Origin of the sequence: Chitinophaga sp. 22308 (genome assembly GCF_052045305.1) — a bacterium.
GTDB classification, from domain to species: Bacteria; Bacteroidota; Bacteroidia; order Chitinophagales; family Chitinophagaceae; genus Chitinophaga; species Chitinophaga varians_A.
In genome coordinates this window covers 538,267-563,622 of record NZ_JBQEOP010000002.1, presented here as the reverse complement: position 1 = coordinate 563,622, position 25,356 = coordinate 538,267, and the positions used below count along the sequence as shown (strand labels likewise).

Sequence of the window (25,356 nt, the reverse complement as noted above, 5' to 3'; positions counted from 1 at the left end):
ATAATTACTGGAGATCATCCAGCATTTTTTTGCAGTCTGCTTTGATATTGGCGTCGTCCTGGTAGATGCTGCGGAGGCTCAGGGCTTTTTTCAGCACTTCGATGGCTTTGTCCTGCTGGTCATCGGCTTTATAGGCACGGGCCAGTTCGTAATAGTTGAGGAGGAAAGCGGGGTCCAGCTGCCTGCATTTTTCATAATTGGCAATAGCATTTTTAAGGGAGCCGTCCGGCAGGCCGCCGAAGAGCATCTTAGCGGCACCTCTTTCAAATACATTGAGGTTGGCTACTTCGTAGTTCCACTTGCCAAGCACGTGATAAGCCTGTGCGAGGTTGGGGTTGAACTTAATGGCCAGTTCGGCGTACTTCTTCACATCTTTGGAGGCGGCAACTTTTTCCTTTGCGCCCGAGATGAGGGCCATGCGCCCCATGGCCACTGCCATGGCGAGGTTGGCGTCTGCGTTATTCGGGCCGACTTTCAGCGCTGACTGCGCATAACTTTTCGCCTGGTTAAAATAGTTTGTTTTAGCGCTTTTATCTTTCTGGCGGTTACCAATACGGGAGCACATCTGGCTCGCCTGGTTCAGGGCCCTTATCTCGTTGGGCTGTATTTTCAGTATTTCCTTGTCTTTGTCGAGCGCAGCCTCTTCCTTCATCTGTAATTCCAGCTGCTTGGCCTGTTCCACCATTTCGTCCACGGACTGGGCTTTTGCAAATAATACAGTGCAGAGCAGGAATGAAATTGTCAAAATCCGTTTCATCATAGGATTGGTTTTTAACAGGAATAAGAAGCTTGATTTACTTGTTGCTATAAATCTACGGAAAATTACAAATAATTAGCGCGGGCAGGCATGCATTTTAGTATTCCTTTTCCAGTGACACCAGTGAATTACGGATGCTGGCACCCATTGGCGGGTTCAGTTTCCGGAGGGTGACAGTACTGTATTGAATAGCAGGATAACGTGCCTTCAGGGTATCGGACAGGGCGTAGACCACTTCTTCCAGCAGCGGTTTCGGTTGCGCCATGATTTCTTTGGCTATTTCATAGATTCCCTGATAGTTCACAGTATCAGTAAGATCGTCGATGGTAACGGAGCCAGGTATACGAACAGAAATATCGAGGAGAAAATCATTGCCGATCACGGTTTCTTCCGGATACAGGCCATGATAGGCGCGGAAAGCAGCTTGTTCGAGCGCAATAGTAAGCATCTTTGGATAATTACGAATTACGAATTACGAATTACGAATTGAGGTGCAATTCGTAATCAGTAATTCGTAATGGTGTTATTATAATGTTTCAGTTAGGAATTATGGACCACAAATTAACTCTCAATTCGTAATTCGTAATTCGTAATTCTCAACTGGTTATTGGTGTTCTTTAGCAGACAGGTATCTTTCCGCATCGAGGGCTGCCATACAACCGCTGCCTGCAGCAGTTACAGCCTGGCGGTAGATTTTGTCCTGTACGTCGCCGCAGGCGAATACGCCTTCCACGCTGGTACGGCTGCTGCCCGGAACGGTCACGATATAATCCTGTTCGTCCAGTTGCAGATAGTCTTTAAAGATGGCGGAGTTAGGCTGGTGACCAATAGCCACGAAGAACGCGCTTACCGGAACGTCTTTTTTCTCGCCGGTTTGGTTATTACGTACTCTGACAGCTTCTACTTTGTTTTCGCCAAGTACTTCATCTGTTTCGGTGTTCCAGTATACGATGATATTGGAAGTTTTGAGGACGCGGTCCTGCATTACTTTGGAGGCGCGCATTTCGTGCTTGCGTACCAGCATGTGTACGGTGGAGCACATTTTGGAGAGGTAAAGGGCTTCTTCAGCGGCGGTATCGCCGGCGCCTACGATGGCCACCTCTTTACCACGGAAGAAGAAACCATCGCACACAGCGCAGGCGGAAACGCCGGAACCGTTGAGCCGTTGTTCGGACGGGAGTCCCAGCCATTTGGCGGAGGCGCCTGTTGCGATGATGATAGCGTCAGCAGTGATTTCTTTTTCTTCGTCGATGATTACTTTATATGGTTGTTTGCTGAAGTCCACTGATGTGGCCATACCATAGCGGATATCGGCGCCCATTCGGGTAGCTTGTTTTTCGAAGTCCACCATCATTTCCGGGCCTTGAATACCTTCAGGATATCCGGGATAATTTTCAACTTCGGTAGTGATGGTCAGCTGGCCACCGGGTTGAATACCCTGGTACAATACTGGTTTAAGGTTGGCTCTTGAGGCATATATTGCAGCGGTATAGCCGGCGGGGCCGGAACCGATGATCAACAGATGCACATGTTCTTGTTGTTTGTTTTCCATACTTTGATTGCTCTATATAATTATTTCCTGATAATAACTGTTTTATAGGTGACCGCATAACCGCCCCAGTAACCGATGGCGCCGGGCACATTTCCCATGATTTTAGTAGGAGATGCGAACGGATTGCCGTTGCTGCTGTAGGCAAAATCGAGTGCCCGCCAGAAGGTGTAGGTGGCTTTATCGATGTTACAGAATTTGAGCGTCACCGTATCTCCTCTGTTAAAAAAGCCGTTGGTCTCCGGGTCTACACGTTTGCTTTTATCCACGCCGGCGTCCACAGGAATTTCAAATGTTGTGCCGTTCACCACCTGGTCGTCCAGGGTGGAATTCAACCCGGCCAGAAAGGGCCCTTTATTGGTCCGGGTGAAGTACCGGGCATAATTACCGGGGGTGGCTGCATCCGTGATCCTGGCCCACAGGCGGGCTTTCAGCGTATCGTCGCCCTGTCTTGTGCGACGCCACCAGATGGTGTCCAGGTGAAAATTCTGCAGTGGTATAGTTGTCACCGCCTCATATGACTTATTGTCAGCAGTTATTCTTAACGTATACTGGTTGCCGGCTTTTCCTTTGAAGACGGATGGTTGGGCAGTATCCGGCGTATAGGCGAAAACGGGGCCCAGGCCTGGTATTTCCACGATTGTTTCCCGGAGTGTCATGGTGCGGACACTATCGGAGACGGTCACCACGGCTTTGTGTACAAAGGAAGCCAGTAATGCAGCGGTATCTATCTGAGAGAAGTAGCCGAGGCTGCGGGTAAGCACTACCTGCGGGTACTGGTTGGATTCAAATTTACCTTCCACCACCAGCGATTGCTCCTGTTGTTGCAGGTTGACGGTAATATCTTTCTCGCAGGCGGAGAGCAATATTACTGCAGCCACTATGATCATCAGGAGGTTGCGCATAACTGCAAAAATAAGTGGTGTTCACAATATAAAAACACCGGCCATGTATTTACAAGGCCGGTGTTTTTATAGATTAAGAGGGTTTATACAGCGGTTTCAGGAGAAACCGTAAATATTATCCCAGGTAGGATTTCAGGGCGCCGCTATAGCGTGCTTTCTGGAGCCTTTTGATAGCGCGTTCCTTGATTTGCCTGATTCTTTCTTTGGTCAGATCGTACTTCTGTCCGATTTGTTCGATTGTTGCGCCGTTTTCACCATCCAGACCGAAATAGGCATTCACAATTTCCGCTTCGCGGGGGCTCAGGGATTTTAATACCCGGCGTATTTCCTCGCGGAGGGAATCTCTCATCACGTCGTCATCGGTAATGTCACCACCTTCCAGCAGATCTCCCATAGCTACGTCTTCAGCTTCATGTACCGGAGCGTCCAGTGACATATGGCGGGTGTTGCTCTGAAAAATGTTGTTAATTTCCGATTCAGACATTTCCAGGATTTCTGCGAGTTCCTCGGTAGACGGTTCACGCTCGTTTTCCTGTTCAAATGCCATGTAAGCTTTGTTCGCTTTATTATAGGTGCCAATTTTGTTTTGTGGCAGACGAACAAGACGGCCTTGTTCAGCCAATGCCTGCAGGATGGACTGGCGAATCCACCAAACTGCATAAGAGATGAATTTGAAACCTTTTGTTTCATCGAAACGTTGCGCAGCTTTGATCAGGCCTAAATTACCTTCATTGATAAGGTCGCTGAGGCTAAGCCCCTGGTGCTGATATTGCTTGGCAACGGAAACCACGAAACGCAAGTTTCCTGTAGTCAATCTTTCAAGAGCCTTCTGATCGCCCATTTTAATGCGCTGCGCCAAAACGGTCTCCTCCTCAGGTGTTAACAAAGGGATCTTCGAGATTTCCTGCAGGTACTTTTCTACCGCCTGCGAATCACGATTGGTGATCTGGGTGGCAATTTTAAGTTGCCTCATATGAAAAATTGTATTGGTTTATAAATAAGAATAACAGCGAAAGAAATATTTTGTTTGAATTTTGAATTTAATTAACTTACAAAATTTCCCGCACCTTATTCGTTTGTTTTAATTAGCCTGCAAAGATCGTGCTAACCCACCACTCTACCAAATCCTTCTTTTTTTCGTCTTCGCTATAACAAAGTACAGTTTTATAACGATATTTTATAGTGCTTTAGTCCTTGTTGCCACACGCTTTATGCAAATTTTAACAATTGATAAATAATCATTATTAAATTAGCATCTTAACTAATTTATTGTCAAAGTCCTTGCAAATTATTCAATCATATGATAGACTTTCGCAGCGATACTTTTACACGCCCCGGTCCTGGCATGTTACAGGCCATGTTACAGGCTGAAACAGGAGACGACGTTTTCGGTGAAGATCCCAGCGTTAATAAACTGGAAGCCATGATGGCAGATTACTTTGGCAAAGAGGCAGCTATTTACTGCCCTTCCGGCACAATGAGCAATCAGATTGCCATCAAAATACATACGTTGCCAGGGGATGAAGTGGTTTGCAGCGACCTCGCCCATGTGTATATTTATGAGGGAGGCGGCATTGCGGCCACTTCCGGCGCCCAGGTACAGGCCATCACCGGCGACCGTGGCATGATCACCGCTGCCCAGGTGGAAGCTGCCATCAACAATCCCGACGATGTGCACAAAGCCCGCACCAGCCTGGTATGCCTCGAAAACACCTCCAACCGCGGCGGCGGATGTTGCTATGACTGGGAAGAGGTGCTCCGCATCCGGCAGGTATGCAACCAGCATAAACTGGCCCTTCATATCGACGGCGCCCGCCTCTTCAATGCCCTGGTAGCTACAGGACAAGATCCCAGGACTTACGGACAGACATTCGACAGCATCTCTGTATGCCTCAACAAAGGAATGGGCTGCCCCATGGGCTCCGTGCTCCTTGGCAGCAAAGCTTTCATCCGCGAAGCCCGCCGTGTACGGAAAAGACTGGGCGGCGGCCTGCGGCAGGCAGGCTTCATGGCCGCTACCGGCATCTACGCCATGGAAAACAACATCCAGCGCCTCGAAGAAGACCATCAGCATGCCAAACAAATAGCGGCTGCCCTGCTGGAGAAAACTTTCGTTGGCCATATGCTGCCCGTGGAAACCAATATTCTCATCTTTGAAGTCACCGGCGAATGGACGCCCAAAAAACTGACAGACCACTTCCACAGAGAAGGCGTACTCGTCATCCCCATCTCGCCCACACAGGTCAGAATGGTGGTCCATCTTGATATCACACCTGACATGGTGGCGAAAACCTGCCAGGTGATCTCCGAAACCATGTAACGGTACCGTCTATATATAAAGACACTTATCTGCAGCAAAAGGTGCATCTGATGATGCACTTTTTTTTTGCACCAAAACCGTCCGGTGCGGCCGGCATGCAGCCAACAGCAGCAAAACGCAGGCACACCGGCACTCCGTCCTTTCCCCTGCGGCCAACGCTCCGGGCTAATATTCTGCGTCATTATTTCCTTCTCTGGTCAATCTCCGTTATTTTTGCAGACTTATATTATGAATAGCATGGAACTTTCGAAAAATTACCTGCCTGCAACGGTTGAAGACAAATGGTACCAACACTGGATGGACAAAGGCTATTTCCACTCTACGCCGGACAGCCGCCAGCCCTTTACTGTAGTGATCCCCCCGCCTAACGTCACCGGGGTCTTGCATCTTGGCCATACCCTCAATGAAACTGTCCAGGACATACTGGTGCGCCGCGCCCGTATGAGCGGTTTCAACGCCTGCTGGGTACCCGGTTCCGACCACGCGTCCATCGCCACTGAAGCCAAAGTGGTGGACATGCTGAAACGGGAAAAAGGGATCGAAAAATCCCAGCTGTCCCGCGAGGAATTCCTCAAACACGCCTTTGAATGGAAGGACAAATACGGTGGCATCATCTACCAACAGATCAAAAAGCTCGGCTGCTCCTGCGACTGGGACAGGGTGACCTTTACCATGGACGACCACTATTATAAAGCGGTGATCAAAGTGTTCGTGGAACTGTATAATAAAGGCCTGATCTATCGCGGCGCCCGTATGATCAACTGGGACCCCAAAGCAAAAACAGCTTTGAGCGATGAGGAAGTGGAATACAAAGACATCCAGGGCTTCCTCTATCACGTGAAATATGCCATCACTGACGCGGAAGGCAAGCCTACCGGCGAATTCATTACCATCGCCACGCAGCGCCCCGAGACCATCATGGGCGACACCGCCATCTGCGTAAATCCGGAAGATGAAAGATATGCGCACCTGAAAGGCCACTTTGCCATCGTACCGCTGGTAAACCGCCCCGTGCCCATTATCTTCGATACATACGTAGACAAAGCCTTTGGTACCGGCGCCCTGAAAGTGACGCCTGCACACGATATCAACGACTACAACCTTGGTCTGAAACATAACCTCGAGATCATCGACACCCTCAACGAAGACGGCACCCTGAGCGCTGCCGCCGTCGTATTTGTGGGCGAAGACCGTTTCGTGGCCCGTAAGAAAACAGTAGCCGCCCTCGCAGAGGCCGGCCAGCTGGTGAAAGAAGAAGCCTATACTACCCGCCTGGGCTACAGTCAACGTAACCCTACCACGGTAGTGGAACCGCGCATCTCCACCCAGTGGTTCGTAAAGATGGCCGATATCGCCAAACCAGCGCTGGACGCAGTTGTGGAAGGCGACGTAAGGATACATCCCGGCGACCGCTTCCTCGCGACGTACAAATACTGGATGGAAAACGTGAAGGACTGGTGTATCTCCCGTCAGCTCTGGTGGGGACAACAGATCCCTGCCTGGTACACTGCCGACGGCACCTTCGAGGTGGCCGCCACCGCAGAAGAAGCAGTAGCGCAGTTTGCAAAAAAAGGCATCACGCTCACCGCGGCAGACCTGAAACAGGACGAAGACTGCCTGGATACCTGGTTCTCCTCCTGGCTCTGGCCCATGGAAGTGTTCAACGGTATTTCCAGCCCGGACAACGAAGATTACAAATACTACTACCCCGGTTCCGTACTGGTGACCGGTCAGGATATCATTTTCTTCTGGGTGGCCCGCATGATCATGGCCGGCCTGGAATTCAACGGGCAAAAGCCTTTCAGCGACGTGTACTTTACCGGCATGGTAAGAGACAAGGAAGGCCGCAAGATGAGTAAACAACTTGGCAACTCACCAGACCTGCTGGAACTCATTCACAGCTACGGCGCCGACGCCGTACGCTTTGGCGTAATGATCAGCTCTCCGGCCGGAAACGACCTGCTGTTCGATACTTCCAGCTGCGACCAGGGCCGTAACTTCAACAATAAAATATGGAACGCCCTGAAGCTGGTGAAAATGTGGGAATCCCGTCAGGCTACTGACGATGTGGACGCTTCCGGCCTCTTCCCGATCAGATGGTTCCAAAGCCGCCTGAACGAAGTACAGGCACAGGTAGCCACCCTGCACAACGACTTCCGTCTCAGCGAAGGCCTGAAAGCTTTGTACAGCCTCATCTGGGACGATTTCTGCGGCTGGTACCTCGAATGGGTTAAACCTGGTTTCGAACAACCCATCTCCGCTGCGGTATACGCCCAGACAGTATCTTTCTTTGAACAACTGATGCAGCTGCTGCACCCGTACATGCCGTTCATCACGGAAGAGATATACCAGTTGCTGAATGTACGCGACGAAGCTGATGTACTGATGATGAAACAATTCACCACCCCTGCCGCCCCGGTACACGCCGCCCTGCTGGAAGGCGTACTGGCACAGGAAGTGATCACCGGCATCCGCGACGCCCGTGTTAAAAACCAGATCAAACCCAAAGACCCGATTGTACTGCATATCGAAACCAAACACGAGAATGCCTTCAAACAAATTGAAGACACCATCGCCAAACAGGTCAATGCAAAAGCAGTACATTACGTACAGGAAGCGGTTCCCGGCTGTATTACGCTCGTGGTACAGAAAGATAAATTCTACCTCGGCACAGAAACAGTACTGGACACCACCGCGCAGAAAGAATCCCTGCTCAAAGATCTCGAGTATCAACAGGGCTTCCTGAAGTCGGTGGAAAACAAACTGGCCAACGAACGGTTCGTTCAAAATGCCAAACCGGAAGTTGTAGAGGCTGAAAGACGCAAGAAAGCAGACGCCGAAGCAAAAATCCTGGCGATAACGGAAAGTTTGAAATCTTTATAATTTTTGCAATCGCCCGGTCGTTAGTATACCGGGCGATTTTTTTATCCCGTCACTATCATGCTGAAACACCTGTCCGCATTCATTTTCCTGCTGTTGACGATCAACGTGAGCACTTTTGCCCAATCCGGTAAAAAGCCCGCTCCTGCTACCAAAGCCTCACCGGCGACCAACAAGCGGCCCGCGAAACTTCGCAGCAGCTGGGGGCTCTTCCTCAGCGACACGCTGCCGAAAAGCCAGGTGGTAAAGCTGCTGGACTCCGCACTGGTGGTACGTGATGAGAAGAACCACGTTTACCAGGTGATCTCTTTCGCCTTTACTTACGAACAGCATCAACCTTACCTGAACGATACTACCGGCCAGGCCGCCATTTATAAGGACTTTACCGGGGACAACTTCAAAACCTCCCGCCTTCCGGCGCTCTGGAGCACACGCCTGAAAGAGAGCCTGCAACAGGGAGACGTGTTGTACTTTGATGATATCCTGATTGAATATGCGCCTGATAAACTTTACCGGGCACCGTCCTTACGGATAGACGTGAAATAGGTTTTCAACATTATATAACAAAGGGCCCATGAATACTGGTATTCATGGGCCCTTTGTTATATAAAAACTCTTTAGTAGTTAAACAGCTGCTGCAATGGCAGGATAAAGTCCACCCTGTTCTGTGCATTGTCAACCGGGTCTTTGTCAAACAGGTGGCTGAACCGCACCCCACAGGTAAACGGCAGCGTATTGCCGATACGGGTATCCAGGAAAAGTTCTGCCCCGGCTGAAGTATAGCGGTTGTCCCGTTTGTTGATGAAATCCCGCGCCATGCTATAATCGTAAAACAGATTCCCCCTGATCCGACTGAAATAAAGGACCTGCGCAAAGCCCCAGTCAGGATATGCCAAAGGCAGGTGGTAGTTGGCTCCCAGCTTATATATCCGGTCGTAGAAAGGGGTATTATACCCTCTCGCATACACGAAATTGTCTGTAAACGTATAGTTAAAGTTCTGATCACGTTGCCGGTAGGCGGCCTGCAATACGATACTGTGGTTTTGGGAGAATCCCGGAAGATATTGATCTATGCGGCCATACAGCTGTTCCGCGAAGGGATTGCCCATTGAGTGATTGTAATACAGCGCGATATACTGGCCGAAATGGCTATAGATGTTCTGTTTGGCTTTGATCCGCATGTTACTGAATATCAGCCGGCTGCTCAGGTATTGCAGGTTGTCGTTCCTGAACTTGAAATTTCCCTGCGGATAACGATGCAGAATATTGTAATCGCCGCCAATGACAAGGCTGCGGCTATACAGTCCCGACGAAAAATTCAGCGGAAGCGACAACCCGGCGTGCCAGGTCAGCTCATTCCAGTAAATGCGCCCGATATTTGGCGCCACTGTATTGCGGTTAAATATATAGTCCACGCCGGTATTGAGATAAGGGAACCATCCGCCGAAAGTGAAGCTGGCTCCCAGATCGGAGTATCCTTCATTCCGGTTGTAGGTATATCCCAAAGAGGTATTGGTGGTGTTCAGTATGTTTTCGCCCAACAGCGAGATACTGTAATCGGGCTCGTTAAAAGAAGGCACCCAGCTGTGGAAATTGAACGGACGTGTAAAGAGCGCGTATTTCTTCACCGGCAGCGAGTCATGCGGCACGATGTCCAGAATGTTGGCCCCTTCTTTATCAGACGGCTCCAGCCATTTGCTGTGCCGGGCCTGCGCCACGGCTGTTTCTTTCCAGGCCGTTTTCAGCGGCGCGCGGTACAGGCGATAGCCGGCTGTGGTGAACTCGCTGAACACCAGGCTGTCCTGCTGCGGCGAAGCGGCCATGTGCAAGGCGCTGTTCCCCCGGTCTGTGATTTCATATGTTTTCCTGTCAGATAACGTGAGCGCATATACGTTGTTCACATCACGGGTAGATGCGGTGAAATACACCGTGTCGCCCTGTACGGCAGGTATGCCCAGCACAACGAAGCTGAAAGGGGTCAGTTCCGTGACTTCGTCCGTTTGCAGCGACTGCTGCACGAGCGCCATTTCGCCCCGTTCGTTACGGACCGCGCTGATAACGGCTTTATCATCAGCCGTAAAACGGGGGAAGGTATAGTACCAGTTGTGCGGGTTGGGCAGTACTTTTTCCACCGTGCCGGTGGAAGTGTTGATCAGCCGGAGGCTGTAATGCATGTCCGGCGTGATAGACGCAGCCACCACTTTCCCGCCGTCGTTGCTGATATCCGGGGAGAAGAACTTACCGCGGGGAGACACTGTTTTCGTACTACCGCTGGCGTTGTCGTGGATACGGATAACGGAAAAGTTTTTCCATCCCCAGCGGGCATCGAAACGGGCAGCGGCCCATACGATACGTTGGTTACGATAGCTGAAGAAATCATTGTATACAATGCCGGGCCTTACCAGCAGGTGTTCTTCCCCGTTGCTGCCAAGGCGGTAGATGCCGGGCACTTTATTAAAAGCGTCTTTCAGCACGATCCACTCACCAGGACCGGCGGCATAGACATATTTATAATTGGTCACCGTACGGCCGGCGGTGGTAACCGGTATTGCCGGCGTAGTGTCCGGACGGGCCGCGTAGCTGTTCCACTGTGGCTGGTATTCCGCCAGCATGGCGTTATAGAAAGCAGTAATATTTTTGCCGGTACGTTTTTTCAGGCTTTGGGAGAAGGGATAAAAAACGCCGCGGTAACGGACCGCATCGCTGGTAACGCCCTTCCAGAAGTCGTTGCCATAGTGGTTACGGCCATAGGTGGATAAGAGGTATCCCAGCGGATAATGGTCGGGAATAAAATCGCGGTAGGAGCCGTTGCGGATTTTCATATAGCTGTAGCGCTTGTCTTCGAGCGACAGGGCGCGGAAACCGTCAAAAAAAGCGGGCAGCCGGCCTCTCCCCTGTTGACTGAAAGCCGTTTCATTGATCACCGCATCACCCTCCCAGAACCAGTTGGGCACCGCGATATTGGTGGCGGCCGCCTGTCCCAGTTGTCCGCCCAGCCAGGAAAACACTTTAGACACGCCCTGGCGGAAGTTCATGTTTTGCAGCACATGGCGGTATTCATGGAGCGCCAGTTGTTCCGTCCAGTTGAGAGAGCCAAGGTCCTGCGATGAAGGAGACGGGGCCAGGTAGAATTCAGAACGGAAGGGGCCTAGCTGCACGTATCCGTTTGACTGCATCGTTTGGTTCTGCAGCACGATATCCACCTTCCTTTCGAGCGGACCGATAGAGCTGCGGGTATTTTTATTGAGCCAGGTAACGATATTGGCTACACGTTCTCCTTGCTGGCCCATCCCCTTGGGGAAGATAACGCGGACAGTGTCGGTATTGATCTGTTGCCATTTCAGGGAAGGAGGGTTGCCCCCGAATTGTTGGGCGGCAGCGGAAGTTGACAAAAACAGGAGCCAGAAGTAGTGACGCATAAAAAAATACGGATTACGAATTGCGGTACTGAGCGCAAAACGAAAATATGTTTCTTTCTTAATATAAACATATTTAAAATCCTGAGCCCTGTACCGCTGTTTCCGTACTTTATGTTAGCATTCGCTGAGACTGATGGGGATGTTGACAGCGAGGCCGCCGTCGGACGTTTCCTTGTATTTAGAGTTCATGTCCAGGGCGGTGTCCCACATGGTTTTCACGACCGCGTCGAGGGAAACCTTGGCCAGTTCAGGGTTGCTTTGCAACGCCAGTTGAGAGGCCGTGATGGCTTTGATAGCGCCCATGGTGTTTCTTTCAATGCAGGGAATCTGAACCAGTCCGCCGATAGGGTCACAGGTCAGGCCGAGATGGTGTTCCATGGCTATTTCGGCAGCCATGAGCACCTGGCGTTGAGATCCGCCGAGGCATTCTGTCAACGCCGCAGCGGCCATGGCAGAGGAAACGCCTATTTCCGCCTGGCATCCGCCCATGGCAGCGGAGATGGTAGAGCGTTTTTTGAAGATGCTGCCTATTTCTGAGGCGGTGAGCAGGAACTGCATGATTTTATCGTCGTGCAGGCCGTCGCAGAATGCGATATAGTATTGCAGCACCGCCGGAATTACGCCTGCAGCGCCATTGGTAGGTGCAGTCACCACGCGGCCAAAGGAAGCATTTTCTTCATTGACGGCGAGGGCGAAACAGCTCACCCAGTCGAGCGTATAGGTGAAATGTGCGCCGCCGGCGCGGATAACTTCTATCCACGAATGATAATCGGTATAAGTGCGTCCTTTCAGGAGTTTTTTATTGAGCGCAGCAGCACGGCGGGCCACTTTCAGGCCTCCGGGCAGTTCTCCCGTGGTATGACAGCCGCGGTAGGTGCATTCCTGCATCACACGCCAGATATTGAGCACGCCGGCACGGGTTTCGGCTTCCGGTCTCCAGGCCAGTTCATTTTCCATGACCAGTTCAGAGATGCTGAAACCTGTTTTAATGCAGAACTGCAGCAGTTGCCGGGCCGTATCAATGGGAAAAGGCAGGTCTACCGAGGCAGCACCGCCGTTTGCTTCGCCTTCCTGCACCACAAAACCGCCACCAATAGAGTAATAGGTAGCTGCGCGTTTATCGCCATCGGCGAAGGTGACGAGGAAAACGAGTGCGTTGGGGTGGAATGGCAGGGATTCCTCGAAGAGGAATTCTATGTCTTCCACCGGATCAAAATCAATTTCATATTTGCCGGCCAGCATCATTTTACGGGTACGGCGCAGGTCATCTATTTTACTGTTGATTTTATTAACATCGAAAGTAACGGGGTCATCACCGCAGAGGCCCAGCAGAACGGCGATATCGGTGCCGTGACCATGGCCGGTTTTAGCGAGGGAACCATAGAGCAGTACCTGTAAACCGGTTACGGAAGAAAGTTTTCCGGCGGTATCCAGTTCATGCAGGAATCGCTGGGCGGCCCTCCAGGGGCCTAAAGTATGAGAGCTGGACGGACCAATGCCAATCTTAAAAATGTCAAATACGGAAATACATTCGTGTGCCACTACATTATTGATTTACCTGTAAAAATAGGCCATTTTACATATTCAGTTATTTACGGATTTTGTTATTTAACGATTTATGTTTGGAAGTGAGGAGGGAGACGACATAAAAAGGGCTGACCTGTTGGGGTCAGCCCGGGAGATTTATTTTTTAACGAGGTCTTTCAGTGTTACGTCGAACAGCAGGACAGCGTTTGGCGGAATGCTTCCTCTGCCACCGGGGCCGTATGCGTAGATGGAAGGCAGGAACAGTTTGATGCGTCCTCCTTTTCCGATTTTGGGAATACCGATGGTCCAGCCGGTAATTACGCCGTTCAGGTCAAAGCTGATGTTATCGTTGCTGTCGAACGCTTTTCCATCCACGAAAGTGCCGGCATATTTCACGGTCACGTTACTGGTGGGAGTAGGTTTGTTGGCCACATCGCCGCTGTCGATGATCTGCCAGAAGATGCTGCGCGGATCATGGGAAGCGGTGATGTTATTGGTTTTCAGGTAATTGACGATAATGGTGCTGTCAGCGTCATACTGTGCAACAGCATCATAAGTTGGTGTATCGTCTTTTTTGGAGCAGGCCGCCAGTAAAGCCAGGCCTAGCCCTCCCAGTAAAAAAACTTTCTTCATTCCGTTGATATTTGGATTTTATAGTTACACAAAAATTACCTGACGTCTACCAGTTCCACATCGGAGATGAGGATGGCGTTGGGTGGAACAATATTGGGCACGCCGGTGCTACCAAAGGCGAGGTATGGCGGGATGTACATCCGTATTCTGCCACCTTTTGAAATTTTACCCAGTCCTATCTGCCAGCCGGGAATATGATTTTTAAGTGTTCTGTTGTTGAAGTTGGTCACATCGAAAGAGGCGTCTACGACGGTACCGTCAATCAGTTGGTTGGTATAGTTGACAAAGGCGATGGATGTCGGTTTCAGGTAATGAATACTGTCACCGGGATTATAGACGCGGTAATAGAGGCCGGACGGGTCACGTACCGCAATTTCGTTATGGGCAAAGAGATATTGTTGTATACGGGTATCTGTTTCCGCCGTGGCCATGGGCATCATCTCATCTGCTTTTTTGGAGCAGGAGAGCATTGTTAGTACCGGCAGGCATGCCAGGGCTATTTTCAGCAATAACTTCATTCAGTGTTCATTAATTTAATTACCAGGGGTACCTGTGTAACGCAATACCGGCGGTAAAGTTACAAGATAAAAAAAACTCCCGCAGAAAGGCCTGCAGGAGTTTCTTTTTTATGGTAATAAGACTGATTAGTAGTCCATGCCCATACCGTGTCCACCACCTGGCATAGCAGGAGCAGCGGATTTAGGTTCAGGTTTGTCAGCGATCACGCATTCGGTGGTCAGCAGCATACCAGCGATGGAAGCGGCGTTTTCGAGTGCGATACGGCTAACTTTAGTTGGGTCGATAACACCGGCAGCCAGCATTTTTTCATATACTTCAGTGCGGGCGTTGAAACCGAAGTCACCTTTACCTTCTTTCACTTTCTGTACAACGATGGAACCTTCGATACCAGCGTTAGCAGTGATTTGGCGCAGTGGTTCTTCGATAGCGCGTTTGATGATAGCGATACCGGTTTGTTCGTCGTTGTTATCACCTTTCAGTTTATCGAGAGATTCGATAGCGCGGATGTAAGCCACACCACCGCCCGGTACGATACCTTCTTCCACAGCAGCGCGGGTAGCGTGCAGGGCGTCGTCTACGCGGTCTTTTTTCTCTTTCATTTCCACTTCGGTAGCAGCACCTACGTACAGTACAGCCACACCGCCGCTCAGTTTAGCGAGGCGTTCCTGCAGTTTTTCGCGGTCGTAGTCGGAAGTAGTTACTTCGATTTGTGCTTTGATCTGACCGATGCGGGCCTGGATGTCTTTTTTCTGGCCTTTACCACCTACAACGGTAGTATTGTCTTTATCGATAGTTACGGATTCAGCTTTACCCAGGTAAGTGAGGTCAGCGTTTTCCAGTTTGTAACCTTGTTCTTCGCTGATAACGATACCACCGGTGAGGGTAGCGATGTCCTGCAGCATGTCTTTTCTTCTGTCGCCGAAGCCAGGAGCTTTTACAGCAGCTACTTTCAGGGTACCACGCAGTTTGTTTACCACGAGGGTTGCCAGTGCTTCACCTTCCAGATCTTCAGAGATGATCACCAGCGGAGCGCCTTGCTGGGCCACTTTTTCCAGGATGTGCAGGATATCCTTCATGGTGCTGATCTTTTTGTCATAGATCAGGATGTAAGGGTTCTGCAGTTCAGCCTGCATTTTTTCGCTGTTGGTGATGAAGTAAGGAGACAGGTAACCGCGGTCGAACTGCATACCTTCTACTACTTCAACAGTAGTGTCGGTACCTTTCGCTTCTTCTACGGTGATTACGCCGTCTTTGGTTACTTTTTTCATGGCTTCCGCGATCAGTTTACCGATTTCGGAGTCATTGTTAGCGGAGATAGAAGCAACCTGTTCGATTTTTTTGTTGTCGTTACCAACTTTTTCGGACTGTTTTTTCAGGTTTTCAACGATAGCTTTCACCGCTTTGTCGATACCGCGTTTCAGGTCCATTGGGTTAGCGCCGGCAGCCACGTTTTTCAGGCCTTCGCCGATGATAGCCTGTGCCAGTACGGTAGCAGTGGTAGTACCGTCACCTGCCAGGTCAGCGGTTTTGGAAGCAACTTCCTTCACCATCTGGGCGCCCATATTTTCGATAGCGTCTTCCAGTTCGATTTCTTTCGCAACGGTAACACCATCTTTAGTTACGCCGGGAGCGCCGAATTTCTTTTCGATCACCACGTTACGGCCTTTAGGACCGAGGGTTACTTTTACTGCATCAGCCAGGGTATCAACACCCTTTTTCATTCTGTTGCGTGCCTCTATATTGAAGAATAATTGTTTTGCCATAATGCTCTAAGGATATTTAAAAGATTAGTTTTTACAATAACACAAACCGGCTGTTATTAAACGATAGCCAGGATATCGGATTCTCTCATGATCAGGTAATCTTCGCCATCGATCGGCAGTTCCTGACCGGAGTATTTGCCATACAATACAGTGTCACCTACTTTTACAGTCACCGGCTCGTCTTTTTTACCAGGACCGGCGGCTACCACGGTTCCTTTAACGGGTTTTTCCTTTGCAGTATCCGGGATGATGATACCACCTGCGGTTTTCTCTTCAGCGGCTGCAGGTTTTACGATGATCCTGTCAGCTAATGGTTTAATACTTAATTTCTTAGCCATAGTAGTTTTTATTTAAAGAAAGTAGTTTGAATTGTGAATGCACCTTGCCACGAGAATTATGCCAAGGCGTTTTTATGGTCAAAATTGCAGATTGCAAATGTAATACAGGCTTTCATTACTGACAAATCATGACAGCCCACAGGAAAAAATGACAGGAAAGTGTTTTCAGATTTAGACATTCGGATATTTTGTCATTTGTTTTCATGGCATTGTCTCCGTTGTTCCGGTTCCGGTCTGACAGAATGATCAAACGGCCAAATGATCAAATATCCAAATTTTTGTCTAGTTTTGCGCCCTTATACCAGTTCTTTTTTATACGATGATCAGTAGAAGAAATATCCGGGTTAAAGTAATGCAGACACTTTATGCCCTGGAAACGATGGAGCAAAGCAATATTAAGCCGGGCACGGCCACAAGGCTTCTGAATGAGAAGCTGGACCAGACCTGCCAGATCTTTACCTACTTACTTTATTCAGTGGTACAGGTGGCACAATACGCGGAAACTGATGCTCAGACCCGTGCTTCCAAACACTTACCCTCTGCCGAGGACCTGCAGGTGAACACCAAGATCGCAGGTAATGAATTCATTTATCAGATAACAAACGACAAAGGCTTTCAGGTAAATCTGGAACAGTGGAAAATGCGCCAGCTGACAGATACGGACCTGATCAGAAAGCTTTATAATATACTGGTAGCCACCGACACCTATAAGGCCTACATTGCGGACGAAAGCCGCACCAAAGCCGGTGAAAAGGAGATACTGGAATATATCTATAAGGAGATATTGGCCAAAAACGAACTGTTTATCCAGCATATGGAAGATACCTTCCTGCACTGGAGCGATGACGAGGAAATGATGGGCATTCTGCTGGGCAACTATTTCAACAAGCCGCACCTGTTCAACTTCCTGCAACTGATCAGCAAGGAAAAACTGGACTATGCGCGGGAACTGTTACTGACGGTGATCGACAAGAAAGAATACTGCCTGGAGCTGATCAAACCCAAGTTGCAGAACTGGGACCCGGAGCGTATCGCGGCGGTAGACATGCTGCTGATGGAAATGGGCGTTTGCGAATTCCTCTATTTCCCTACCATTCCGACGAAAGTGACCATCAATGAATACATCGATCTGGCCAAAGCGTACAGCACGCCACAAAGCGGTCAGTTCATCAATGGCATCCTGGACAACATCCTGAAAGACCTTGAAAAAGAGTCGCTCGTACAAAAACAGGACCGTCCGAAAAAGTAAGTGGAAAGCAGTATTTTTAGGCCAAAACAACACCATTATGAAAACACTGCTCTGTTTCCTTACCTGTGGCACCCTCTTAATGGCTGCCTGTAATAACCAACCGGCAAAAGATAAAACCGCTGGTCAGACCGCTGCTTCCGGCACTACTGCTGAAGCCGGTAAAGCATCAGATCTTTCTTTTGAAGAAAAGGTGCATAACTTTGGGGATATCACCCAGGGAGAAAAGGTGGAATATTCCTTTAAATTTACCAACACCGGCACCAGCCCGCTGGTAATTGAGGATGCCATCTCCAGCTGTGGCTGCACAGTGCCTGAATGGCCCAAACAGCCCATTAAACCGGGAGAAACCGGCTTTATGAAGGTTATATTCGACAGTCATGGAAAATCCGGCTATACCGAAAAAGAGATATCCATCAAAACCAACCGGGAAGGTGGTTATCAGGTAGGCCCTAAGATCCAGTGTAATATCATTACAAAATAAAGCGCTGATTAGGCAAACTATTTAAATCAATTTATCGATGAACATCATGAACATTTTACTGATGGGGCCGTCACAAGGCGGTGCGCAAGGCGGTAGCCCAATGATTTCTATCCTGTTTTTTGGCGGTATGATCCTGATCATGTGGCTTTTTATGATCCGTCCGCAGACCAAGAAAGCCAAACAACAGAAACAATTCATTGACAACCTGAGAGAAGGCGATAAAATCGTGACCATAGCCGGCATCCACGGTAAAGTGAAAAAAATAAACGACAATAACACCCTGGTAGTGGAAGTTAGTCCTGGTACCAGCTTCACCATCGAACGTTCTGCGATCAGCATGGAATACACTTCCGCTCAACAGCAGAAACCGGCCGAAACCAAATAAGCATCAAACAAATCTGTATAAAAAATCCCGGCCGTTACGTCCGGGATTTTTTTTATACTTAGCTTTCAATATTGACTCATTCATCTGGATTTTATGTTAAAGGTAGGCATCACCGGTGGTATCGGTTCCGGCAAAAGTACCGTCAGCAAGATATTTGAACTCCTGGGCGTCCCGGTGTATTACGCGGACGAACGCGCCAAGGATATCCTGGTCCGTGACCAGGAACTGGCTGCTGCCGTGCGCAGGCACTTTGGCCCTGAAACCTATGACGCCAATGGCATGCTAAACCGTAAATACCTGGGCAACATCGTGTTCAACGATAAAGATAAACTGGCATTGCTCAACTCCCTGGTACACCCTGCCACCATCCGCGATTCCAACCTCTGGGCCAGTCAACAGAAAGCGCCCTATGTGCTGAAAGAGGCCGCACTGCTGTTTGAATCCGAATCCTTCCATTACCTCGACAAAATCATTGGCGTATATGCCCCCCAGCCCCTGCGTATCCTGCGGGTCATGAAACGCGACAACGCCACCCGGGAAGAAGTGCTGGCCCGTATGCACAAACAAATCGACGAAAAGATCAAAATGCGTTTGTCCGACTACGTTATCCAGAATGATGAACAGCATATGGTCATCCCGCAGGTACTGGCGCTCCATGCACAGCTGTTACAGCTGGCCGCCGCCACCTGAGGTTACCTTACGTATACCATCGCCCCTACTCCCCTGGCTTTTTCCTACCTTTGGAAAAAAACAGAAGCCCATGGCCACCACCTTTACCGCCCCCCTGCAACTCACTGACAACGCCGCTGCTGTAGTAAAACAACTGCTGCAGGGCAACGTGGAAGCGCCTTACCTGCGCATTGGCGTAAAAGGCGGCGGATGTTCCGGCATGGCTTATATGCTGGGATTTGACGCATTGGGGGAAGATGACGACCTGTTTGACATTGCCGGCGTCCCGGTGATCATAAAAAAAGCACACGGCATGTATCTCGCAGGCCTGGAAGTGGATTACCAGGACGAAGTGGACGCCCGGGGTTTTGTATTCCGCAATCCCGGGGCTGAAGTCCTGGGCTAAGATGTTGTTCAGGCGTGTTTATACAGCATTACGCCTATAACCTTTATATCCGTTAAAATGCTTATCAATAAAAAAAGCCTGCTATGTAACATAGCAGGCTTTTTTGTCAAACATATTTTTCAGCTATCACTTACTTATTTGGTAGCAGGTGTTGCTTTCTTTTCAGCAACCGCCACTGCGTCACTTTCGTTGGACAGCTGGTTTTTCTTGTCAAAGTCAACCAGTACCGGTGCAGCCACGAAGATGGAAGAGTAAGTACCGGTGATAACGCCGATCAGCATAGCGAAGGCGAAACCGCGGGTTACTTCACCACCGAAGATGAACAGTACCAGGATGGTCAGGAATACCGTGAGGGATGTCATAATGGTACGGCTCAGGGTATCGTTGATCGCTTTGTTGATCACGGTGTCTCTGTCTCTGCCGTGTACGCCGGTTTTGAAGTATTCACGGATACGGTCGAACACGATCACGGTATCGTTCATAGAGAAGCCGATCACGGTGAGGATCGCAGCGATGAAGTGCTGGTCAATTTCCAGGGTGAAAGGAACGATGTCCTTAAACCAGGAGAATACGGCCAGTGTCAGCAATACGTCGTGCAGCAGGGAGAAGATAGTACCGATAGAGTACTGCCATTTGCTGAAACGGATCAGGATGTACACGAAGATCACGAGGATGGACAGTATTGTGGCTTTTACCGCACCAGCGCGCAAGTCGTCGGAGATGGTAGGCGATACTGTCTGAGAGCCAACTACATAACGGGTGTTGAACACGTCCTGCGTAACGCTCGCTTCATAGTATGGTTTCAGGCCATGATACAGTTTGGTGATCACTTCCTGATCAACCGCCAGGCTCTGCTGCTCAATTTTATAGGCAGTAGTGATGCTCAGCTGGTTGGTGTTACCGATGGTTTTTACGAATACTTCACCATCAAATTCTTTCTTCAGCACATTAGCCACTTCCTGTCTGTTCATTGGCTTTTCAAAGCGGACAGTGAAGCTACGGCCACCGGAGAAATCGATACCGTGGTCGAAGCCATGGAAGAAGGAGGTGATACCACCTATCGCCACGATAGCGGAGATGATGTAAGCGTATTTACGTTTGCCTACGAAGTCGAAGGCAGCGTGTTTGAAGATTTTCTTAGAGATCGGTGTAAAGTACTCAAAGTGTCTTTTCTTGTTGGTCCACCAGTCAGTGATCATGCGGGATACGAGGATACCGCAGAACAGGGACAGGAGCAGACCTATGATCTGGGTGGTGGCAAACCCGAGGACCGGGCCCAGACCGAAGTAGAACAGGATGAACGCGGTGAGCAGGGAGGTAACGTGACCGTCGAGTACAGGCGCATAGGAGCGTTTGTAACCGAGAGAGATCGCGTCCGGATAGCTCTTGCCATGCGTCAGCTCGTCCTTGATTCTTTCAAAGATGATTACGTTGGTGTCCACGGCCATACCGATGGTCAGTACCAGACCGGCGATACCGGCCATGGTGAGGGTAGCACCGAGGGATGCCAGGATACCGAAGGTAAACAGCAGGTTGAGCACCAGTGCAATATTGGCCACCCAGCCGGCGCTGTTATAATATACCAGCATCAGCACGAAGATGATCACGAAGGAGATCATGAAGGATTTGGCACCGGCGGCGATGGATTCAGCGCCGAGGGTAGGTCCTACGATCTGTTCCTGTACGATGCGTGCAGGTGCAGGCATTTTACCGGACTTCAGGATATTGGCCAGGTCATTGGCTTCTTCCATGGTAAAGCTACCGCTGATGGAAGAACGGCCACCGGCGATTTCGCCCTGGATAGAAGGTGCAGAGTAAACGATATTATCGAGGACGATCGCAACGAAGTTCAGGGTGGAAGGATCTTTCGGGTTGGCAGGAGCCAGTTCGCCGGTCAGTTTTTTCCACTCGTGCGCGCCTACGTTGTCCATCGTCATGCTGATTTCCGGCTGGTTGTCCGGGCCAACGTCCTGACGGGCGTCAACGATCCTTTCGCCGCCTACACGGGGTGCAGGGTTAGCTGGATTTACTTTCAGCGCGTAGATGGCCAGCGGGCCATGTTTGTCTTCCTTATTTTCCGGACCGAAGGCAAATACCGCGTCTTTAGGCAGGATAGCCTGAACAGCCGGCATCTGCAGGTATTGGCGGAAAGCGGCAGTGTCTTTAGGCAGGATACGGCCGATGGAAGGGCTTGGAATCAGGGTGCCGGACTGCGGGTCGAGCATGGGGATCATGATCGCGAACAGCGGGTTTTGTTTGCGTTGTTCGGCGAAGAGTTGTTCCTGGGATGCTTTAGCGGAGTCTTTTACGCTTTTTCCGGTATCTTTTTTAGCCAGGTAGTCGCTCAGTTTACCTTCCTTGCCGGTATCAGCAGGATTAGCTTTGGTATCAGCAGCGGCGGTGGCTTTAGATGAATCGGTAGTGGCAGGGGTAGCTGCTTTAGCGCCACCTTGTGCGTTCCTGATGGCTTCGTTCATCGGGTTCAGCACGTTCTGGAAAAATTCGGGGCTGTTTTTGTACACCTCACGGAATTCCAGGTTGGCGGTAGCCTGCAGGTATTTGCGTACACGTTCTGCGTTGTCCACACCGGCCAGTTCCACGGAGATCAGGCCTTTATTTTCATCGAGGCTGATGTTGGGCTGGGCCACACCGAATTTATCGATACGTTTTTGCAGTACGATATAGGTGTTTTTGATGGCGGCATGGGATTCTTTGCGGATCATGTCCAGCACCTGCTGGTTAGAGGAGTTGAAGTTGATGTCTTTCTGGTACGCGTTGGCGAAGATGGTAGCCAGGCGGCCCTGCGGAGCAACTTCAGCGTATGTTTGCCCGAACAAAGTAACAAAATCAGCCTGGTTGGTATTTTTGCGTTGTTCAGCCAGTTCCAGCGCTTTGTTGAACGCGGGGTCCTTGGATTGACCGGCGAGGGCGCGGATCACATCTTCCACGCTTACTTCCAGCACTACGTTCATACCACCTACCAGGTCGAGGCCCAGATTCAGTTCTTTCTCTTTAGCCTTGGTGTAGGTGACATACCATGGAAACCCTGCAATCTGTTTATTGCTGGTGCTGTCCACGATCTCTTGTCTTCTTTGTTTGGTGAATCCTTTCAGCGTGTCAGAATAGAAGGCCTGCAGTTCTTTGCTGCCAGGGTATTTCTGGTCAGGTGTAGGGAATTGTTTGGCTACATCGGTCTCGGCCTGCCGCTCTATCTTCTTCTCATAGTTCCGCACCAAAAACGTGAAGGACAGTTGATACAAAGAGATAAGGATCAGTGCGATGGCAAAAAATCTTACCAGTCCTTTTAGTTGCATGTTGTTTGTTTCGGGTTTATAATAAAAAAATTTTAAGAGTTGCAAAGATAGAATTTAAATTGATATATTAAAGCCCTTGTTAAAAGAGGCGCAAAATCAATATGTGATTGACTTTACGGACTTTGTGACACTCAACTTTCTAAATCCGCGATTCTGGTTTTTCCCTTTTTTTAGGTATATTTCTTTGCTTTACAGTCATGTAATACCGACAAATATATGCAAACCCACCATTATCCGGCAACAGATAATTTCCCTGAGGCGTTGCTAAAAAGTCGAAAAACCGCTGTGGCCAAGGTATTCAGGGATGCCGCCGCTCATCGGCTGCAGCTTGTTTACACCCGGATAGACCGGGACGCGCAGCAAAGGCCGCAATTTACTGATTTTCGCTTTGGCATAGGGCGGGGCTGGTACTGTTATCCGGCGTCCACCGTAAAACTCCCCACTGCCATCCTGGCGCTGGAGAAGCTGAACGACCTGCAGATTCCGGGGCTGGACCGGCAAACGGCCATGTTCACCCGGCCGTTGCCTGGTATCAATCCGGGCGTCCTGCACGACTATTCAGCGGCCGGCAAGCTACCATCCATCTCGCATTATATCAAAAAAATTTTTCTGGTCAGCGATAACGACGCCTATAACCGCCTGTATGAGTTCCTTGGACAGGAGCCGCTCAACCGGCGTTTGTGGGAGCTGGGGTATACCGGCACCGAAATCCGGCACCGGGTGGGGCTGCCGTTGCACATGGCCGCCAATATGCATACCAACGGGGTGTATTTCCGTGCCGGCAGGCAGCTGCTGTACGAGCAGCCAGAACGGCGCAGCAACCTCGTTTTCGCCCCGCGGCAGGACTTCGCCGGCCGGCAGCATATAGACCACAGGGGCCGTTTTCAGGATGGCCCGATGAACTTCTCGCACCGGAACCGGTTGCCACTGAACGAACTCCACCAGATGATGCGGCAGGTATTTTTTCCGAAAGCTGTAACAAATCCATTCCGCTTCCGTTTAACGGAAAATGACTACAATTTTTTGTATCGTTGCATGTCTCAATACCCGGAGGAATCAACAGATCCGGTATATGATACAGGACAATACCATCCGGCATATGTGAAGTTCCTGCTTTTTGGCGGCCAGAAAGCAACCCACATACCAGACCATATCAGGATTTTCAACAAACCGGGATGGGCTTATGGATTTTTGACGGATACGGCTTATATCGTGGACTATGCCAATCATGTAGAGTTTCTGCTCTCTGCCAGCCTGCTGGTAAATACACATGGTCCGCTGGGGGAAGACCAGGAATCTTTTGAAACGATCGGGAAACCATTTCTCAAGGCACTGGGTGAACTGATATATGAGGAGGAATTACAACGAAAAAAAATGTATCAACCAAACCTGGACCGTTTCAGGGTACATCAGGGAACACAAATTTTATAAACACCATACTAAAAAACTGTGAGCTAATGCTGATCAAAAAAAATCGTGTTTGGGCGATAGCCGCCCTGCTGGGAGGAGTAATCGGATTTTCATCCTGTCTGAAACAAAGCGACCCTACGCCGCAACGGATGAACTATACCGGGGCGATCATCAACGGCGCCTGGCTTCCGTCCAGCCTGGACATCTTTAACAATGGCACAAAAATGAACACCAGTGCCGCCTACAAAACTGCTGCCTCTGCCCCTTTCCTGGACCTGCCGGGGGTACATACGTTCTCCTTCCGGAACCTGAACGGCACCGGCCTCGATTCTGTTACACAACAGTTTGATTCCCTGCGGTACTATACTATCATCACCTACAATGATGGCAGCCAAAAATTCGTTGCCCAGCGCCTTACGGAAGATTTCTCCTTACTGTCCAATGCGAAAGTGAATTTCCGCTTCCTGAACCTGAGCCCCAACGCCGGTCCGGTAGACCTGTACATCAACGCCAAGAAAGTCCTGGAGAACCAGCCTTTCCAGATAAACGCCGCATGGAACTCCGCTGATCCGTTTAACAACAGCGTGGAATATTATGTAACGCTGCCTGGTTCCACCACACCGCTGGTGAAAGGCACTTCCCGCGTAACTGCCGGTTCCACACAGGTACAGTTCCAGCCCGGATATGCTTATACCATTTACCTGGCAGGCGCCAAAGACAGCACCGGTGACAACAAACTGCAGTTGTACTATCTGTCACATACTTCCAACTATTAGGATCTTGGAATTTTTTGATTTACGGATTTTTTGATGTCGTAGATCTATAAATAGGA

At 49.9% G+C, this 25,356-nt stretch carries 22 protein-coding genes; 10 read left to right on the top strand and 12 right to left on the bottom strand.

Going from position 1 to position 25,356, the window contains the following annotated elements; all coding sequences use genetic code 11:
• Nucleotides 1-4: 4 nt before the first annotated feature.
• The 5 genes from ACTJJS_RS08965 to ACTJJS_RS08945 all read right to left on the bottom strand — a co-directional run bounded on the left by ACTJJS_RS08965 (nt 5) and on the right by ACTJJS_RS08945 (nt 4,184).
• The gene (locus tag ACTJJS_RS08965; protein ID WP_168872600.1) at nt 5-760 is read right to left on the bottom strand and encodes a hypothetical protein; all 756 of its coding nucleotides are present in this window, start codon (nt 758-760) and stop codon (nt 5-7) included.
• A 94-nt stretch (nt 761-854) separates the two neighbouring features.
• Nucleotides 855-1,205, bottom strand: a complete 351-nt coding sequence (gene folB, locus ACTJJS_RS08960) for a dihydroneopterin aldolase (protein ID WP_168872599.1) — start codon at nt 1,203-1,205, stop codon at nt 855-857.
• 156 nt (nt 1,206-1,361) lie between these two features.
• Entirely contained in the window at nt 1,362-2,309 is a 948-nt protein-coding gene (gene trxB, locus ACTJJS_RS08955) for a thioredoxin-disulfide reductase (RefSeq protein WP_168872598.1), read from the bottom strand.
• 20 nt (nt 2,310-2,329) lie between these two features.
• Complete coding sequence (locus ACTJJS_RS08950) at nt 2,330-3,211, bottom strand: DUF4249 domain-containing protein (protein WP_440663394.1); 882 nt, start codon at nt 3,209-3,211, stop codon at nt 2,330-2,332.
• A 115-nt stretch (nt 3,212-3,326) separates the two neighbouring features.
• Entirely contained in the window at nt 3,327-4,184 is an 858-nt protein-coding gene (locus ACTJJS_RS08945) for a sigma-70 family RNA polymerase sigma factor (protein WP_012793808.1), read from the bottom strand.
• A 327-nt stretch (nt 4,185-4,511) separates the two neighbouring features.
• Here ACTJJS_RS08945 and ACTJJS_RS08940 point away from each other — a divergent pair, with 327 nt between their 5' ends.
• The 3 genes from ACTJJS_RS08940 (at nt 4,512) to ACTJJS_RS08930 (ending at nt 8,957) form a co-directional block, all read left to right on the top strand.
• Nucleotides 4,512-5,531 (top strand): threonine aldolase family protein, encoded by a 1,020-nt coding sequence (locus ACTJJS_RS08940; RefSeq protein ID WP_440663393.1) that lies wholly within the window; start codon nt 4,512-4,514, stop codon nt 5,529-5,531.
• Between the two features lie 237 nt (nt 5,532-5,768).
• A complete protein-coding gene (locus ACTJJS_RS08935; RefSeq protein ID WP_440663392.1) occupies nt 5,769-8,414 on the top strand; it encodes a valine--tRNA ligase in 2,646 nt (881 codons plus the stop codon).
• 57 nt (nt 8,415-8,471) lie between these two features.
• Entirely contained in the window at nt 8,472-8,957 is a 486-nt protein-coding gene (locus ACTJJS_RS08930) for a hypothetical protein (protein WP_343744070.1), read from the top strand.
• A 71-nt stretch (nt 8,958-9,028) separates the two neighbouring features.
• Here the strand turns inward: ACTJJS_RS08930 and ACTJJS_RS08925 are convergent, their stop codons facing one another.
• The 6 genes from ACTJJS_RS08925 to ACTJJS_RS08900 all read right to left on the bottom strand — a co-directional run bounded on the left by ACTJJS_RS08925 (nt 9,029) and on the right by ACTJJS_RS08900 (nt 16,610).
• On the bottom strand, nt 9,029-11,830 hold the full coding sequence (locus tag ACTJJS_RS08925; protein WP_440663391.1) for a hypothetical protein: 2,802 nt from the start codon (nt 11,828-11,830) through the stop codon (nt 9,029-9,031).
• Between the two features lie 114 nt (nt 11,831-11,944).
• Nucleotides 11,945-13,372 (bottom strand): L-serine ammonia-lyase, encoded by a 1,428-nt coding sequence (locus ACTJJS_RS08920; protein WP_440663390.1) that lies wholly within the window; start codon nt 13,370-13,372, stop codon nt 11,945-11,947.
• Between the two features lie 141 nt (nt 13,373-13,513).
• A complete protein-coding gene (locus ACTJJS_RS08915; protein ID WP_440663389.1) occupies nt 13,514-13,990 on the bottom strand; it encodes an FKBP-type peptidyl-prolyl cis-trans isomerase in 477 nt (158 codons plus the stop codon).
• A 35-nt stretch (nt 13,991-14,025) separates the two neighbouring features.
• Complete coding sequence (locus ACTJJS_RS08910) at nt 14,026-14,508, bottom strand: FKBP-type peptidyl-prolyl cis-trans isomerase (RefSeq protein WP_440663388.1); 483 nt, start codon at nt 14,506-14,508, stop codon at nt 14,026-14,028.
• A gap of 126 nt (nt 14,509-14,634) precedes the next feature.
• On the bottom strand, nt 14,635-16,272 hold the full coding sequence (groL, locus tag ACTJJS_RS08905) for a chaperonin GroEL (RefSeq protein WP_168872589.1): 1,638 nt from the start codon (nt 16,270-16,272) through the stop codon (nt 14,635-14,637).
• Between the two features lie 56 nt (nt 16,273-16,328).
• The gene (locus tag ACTJJS_RS08900) at nt 16,329-16,610 is read right to left on the bottom strand and encodes a co-chaperone GroES (protein WP_078667864.1); all 282 of its coding nucleotides are present in this window, start codon (nt 16,608-16,610) and stop codon (nt 16,329-16,331) included.
• A 319-nt stretch (nt 16,611-16,929) separates the two neighbouring features.
• Between ACTJJS_RS08900 and nusB the strand changes: the two genes are divergently transcribed.
• From nusB to ACTJJS_RS08875, 5 genes are all read left to right on the top strand, one after another.
• On the top strand, nt 16,930-17,859 hold the full coding sequence (gene nusB, locus ACTJJS_RS08895) for a transcription antitermination factor NusB (protein WP_168872588.1): 930 nt from the start codon (nt 16,930-16,932) through the stop codon (nt 17,857-17,859).
• 37 nt (nt 17,860-17,896) lie between these two features.
• Nucleotides 17,897-18,340: a DUF1573 domain-containing protein gene (locus tag ACTJJS_RS08890; RefSeq protein WP_168872587.1), complete on the top strand. Its 444-nt coding sequence runs from the start codon at nt 17,897-17,899 to the stop codon at nt 18,338-18,340.
• A gap of 37 nt (nt 18,341-18,377) precedes the next feature.
• Nucleotides 18,378-18,725, top strand: coding sequence for a preprotein translocase subunit YajC (gene yajC / locus ACTJJS_RS08885; RefSeq protein WP_246496790.1), 348 nt, complete (start codon nt 18,378-18,380; stop codon nt 18,723-18,725).
• A 93-nt stretch (nt 18,726-18,818) separates the two neighbouring features.
• Complete coding sequence (gene coaE, locus ACTJJS_RS08880; RefSeq protein WP_168872586.1) at nt 18,819-19,415, top strand: dephospho-CoA kinase; 597 nt, start codon at nt 18,819-18,821, stop codon at nt 19,413-19,415.
• 70 nt (nt 19,416-19,485) lie between these two features.
• A complete protein-coding gene (locus ACTJJS_RS08875) occupies nt 19,486-19,800 on the top strand; it encodes a HesB/IscA family protein (RefSeq protein WP_440663387.1) in 315 nt (104 codons plus the stop codon).
• A gap of 134 nt (nt 19,801-19,934) precedes the next feature.
• On the opposite strand, the gene secDF is transcribed toward ACTJJS_RS08875, so the two are convergent.
• Nucleotides 19,935-23,114, bottom strand: coding sequence for a protein translocase subunit SecDF (gene secDF / locus ACTJJS_RS08870; protein WP_440663386.1), 3,180 nt, complete (start codon nt 23,112-23,114; stop codon nt 19,935-19,937).
• Nucleotides 23,115-23,330: 216 nt separating this feature from the next.
• On the opposite strand from secDF, the gene ACTJJS_RS08865 reads away from it, so the two are divergent.
• Together ACTJJS_RS08865 and ACTJJS_RS08860 are read left to right on the top strand one after the other, a co-directional pair.
• A complete protein-coding gene (locus tag ACTJJS_RS08865) occupies nt 23,331-24,545 on the top strand; it encodes a serine hydrolase (protein WP_440663385.1) in 1,215 nt (404 codons plus the stop codon).
• 26 nt (nt 24,546-24,571) lie between these two features.
• Nucleotides 24,572-25,300 (top strand): DUF4397 domain-containing protein, encoded by a 729-nt coding sequence (locus ACTJJS_RS08860; RefSeq protein WP_440663384.1) that lies wholly within the window; start codon nt 24,572-24,574, stop codon nt 25,298-25,300.
• The last annotated feature ends 56 nt before the right edge of the window (nt 25,301-25,356 follow it).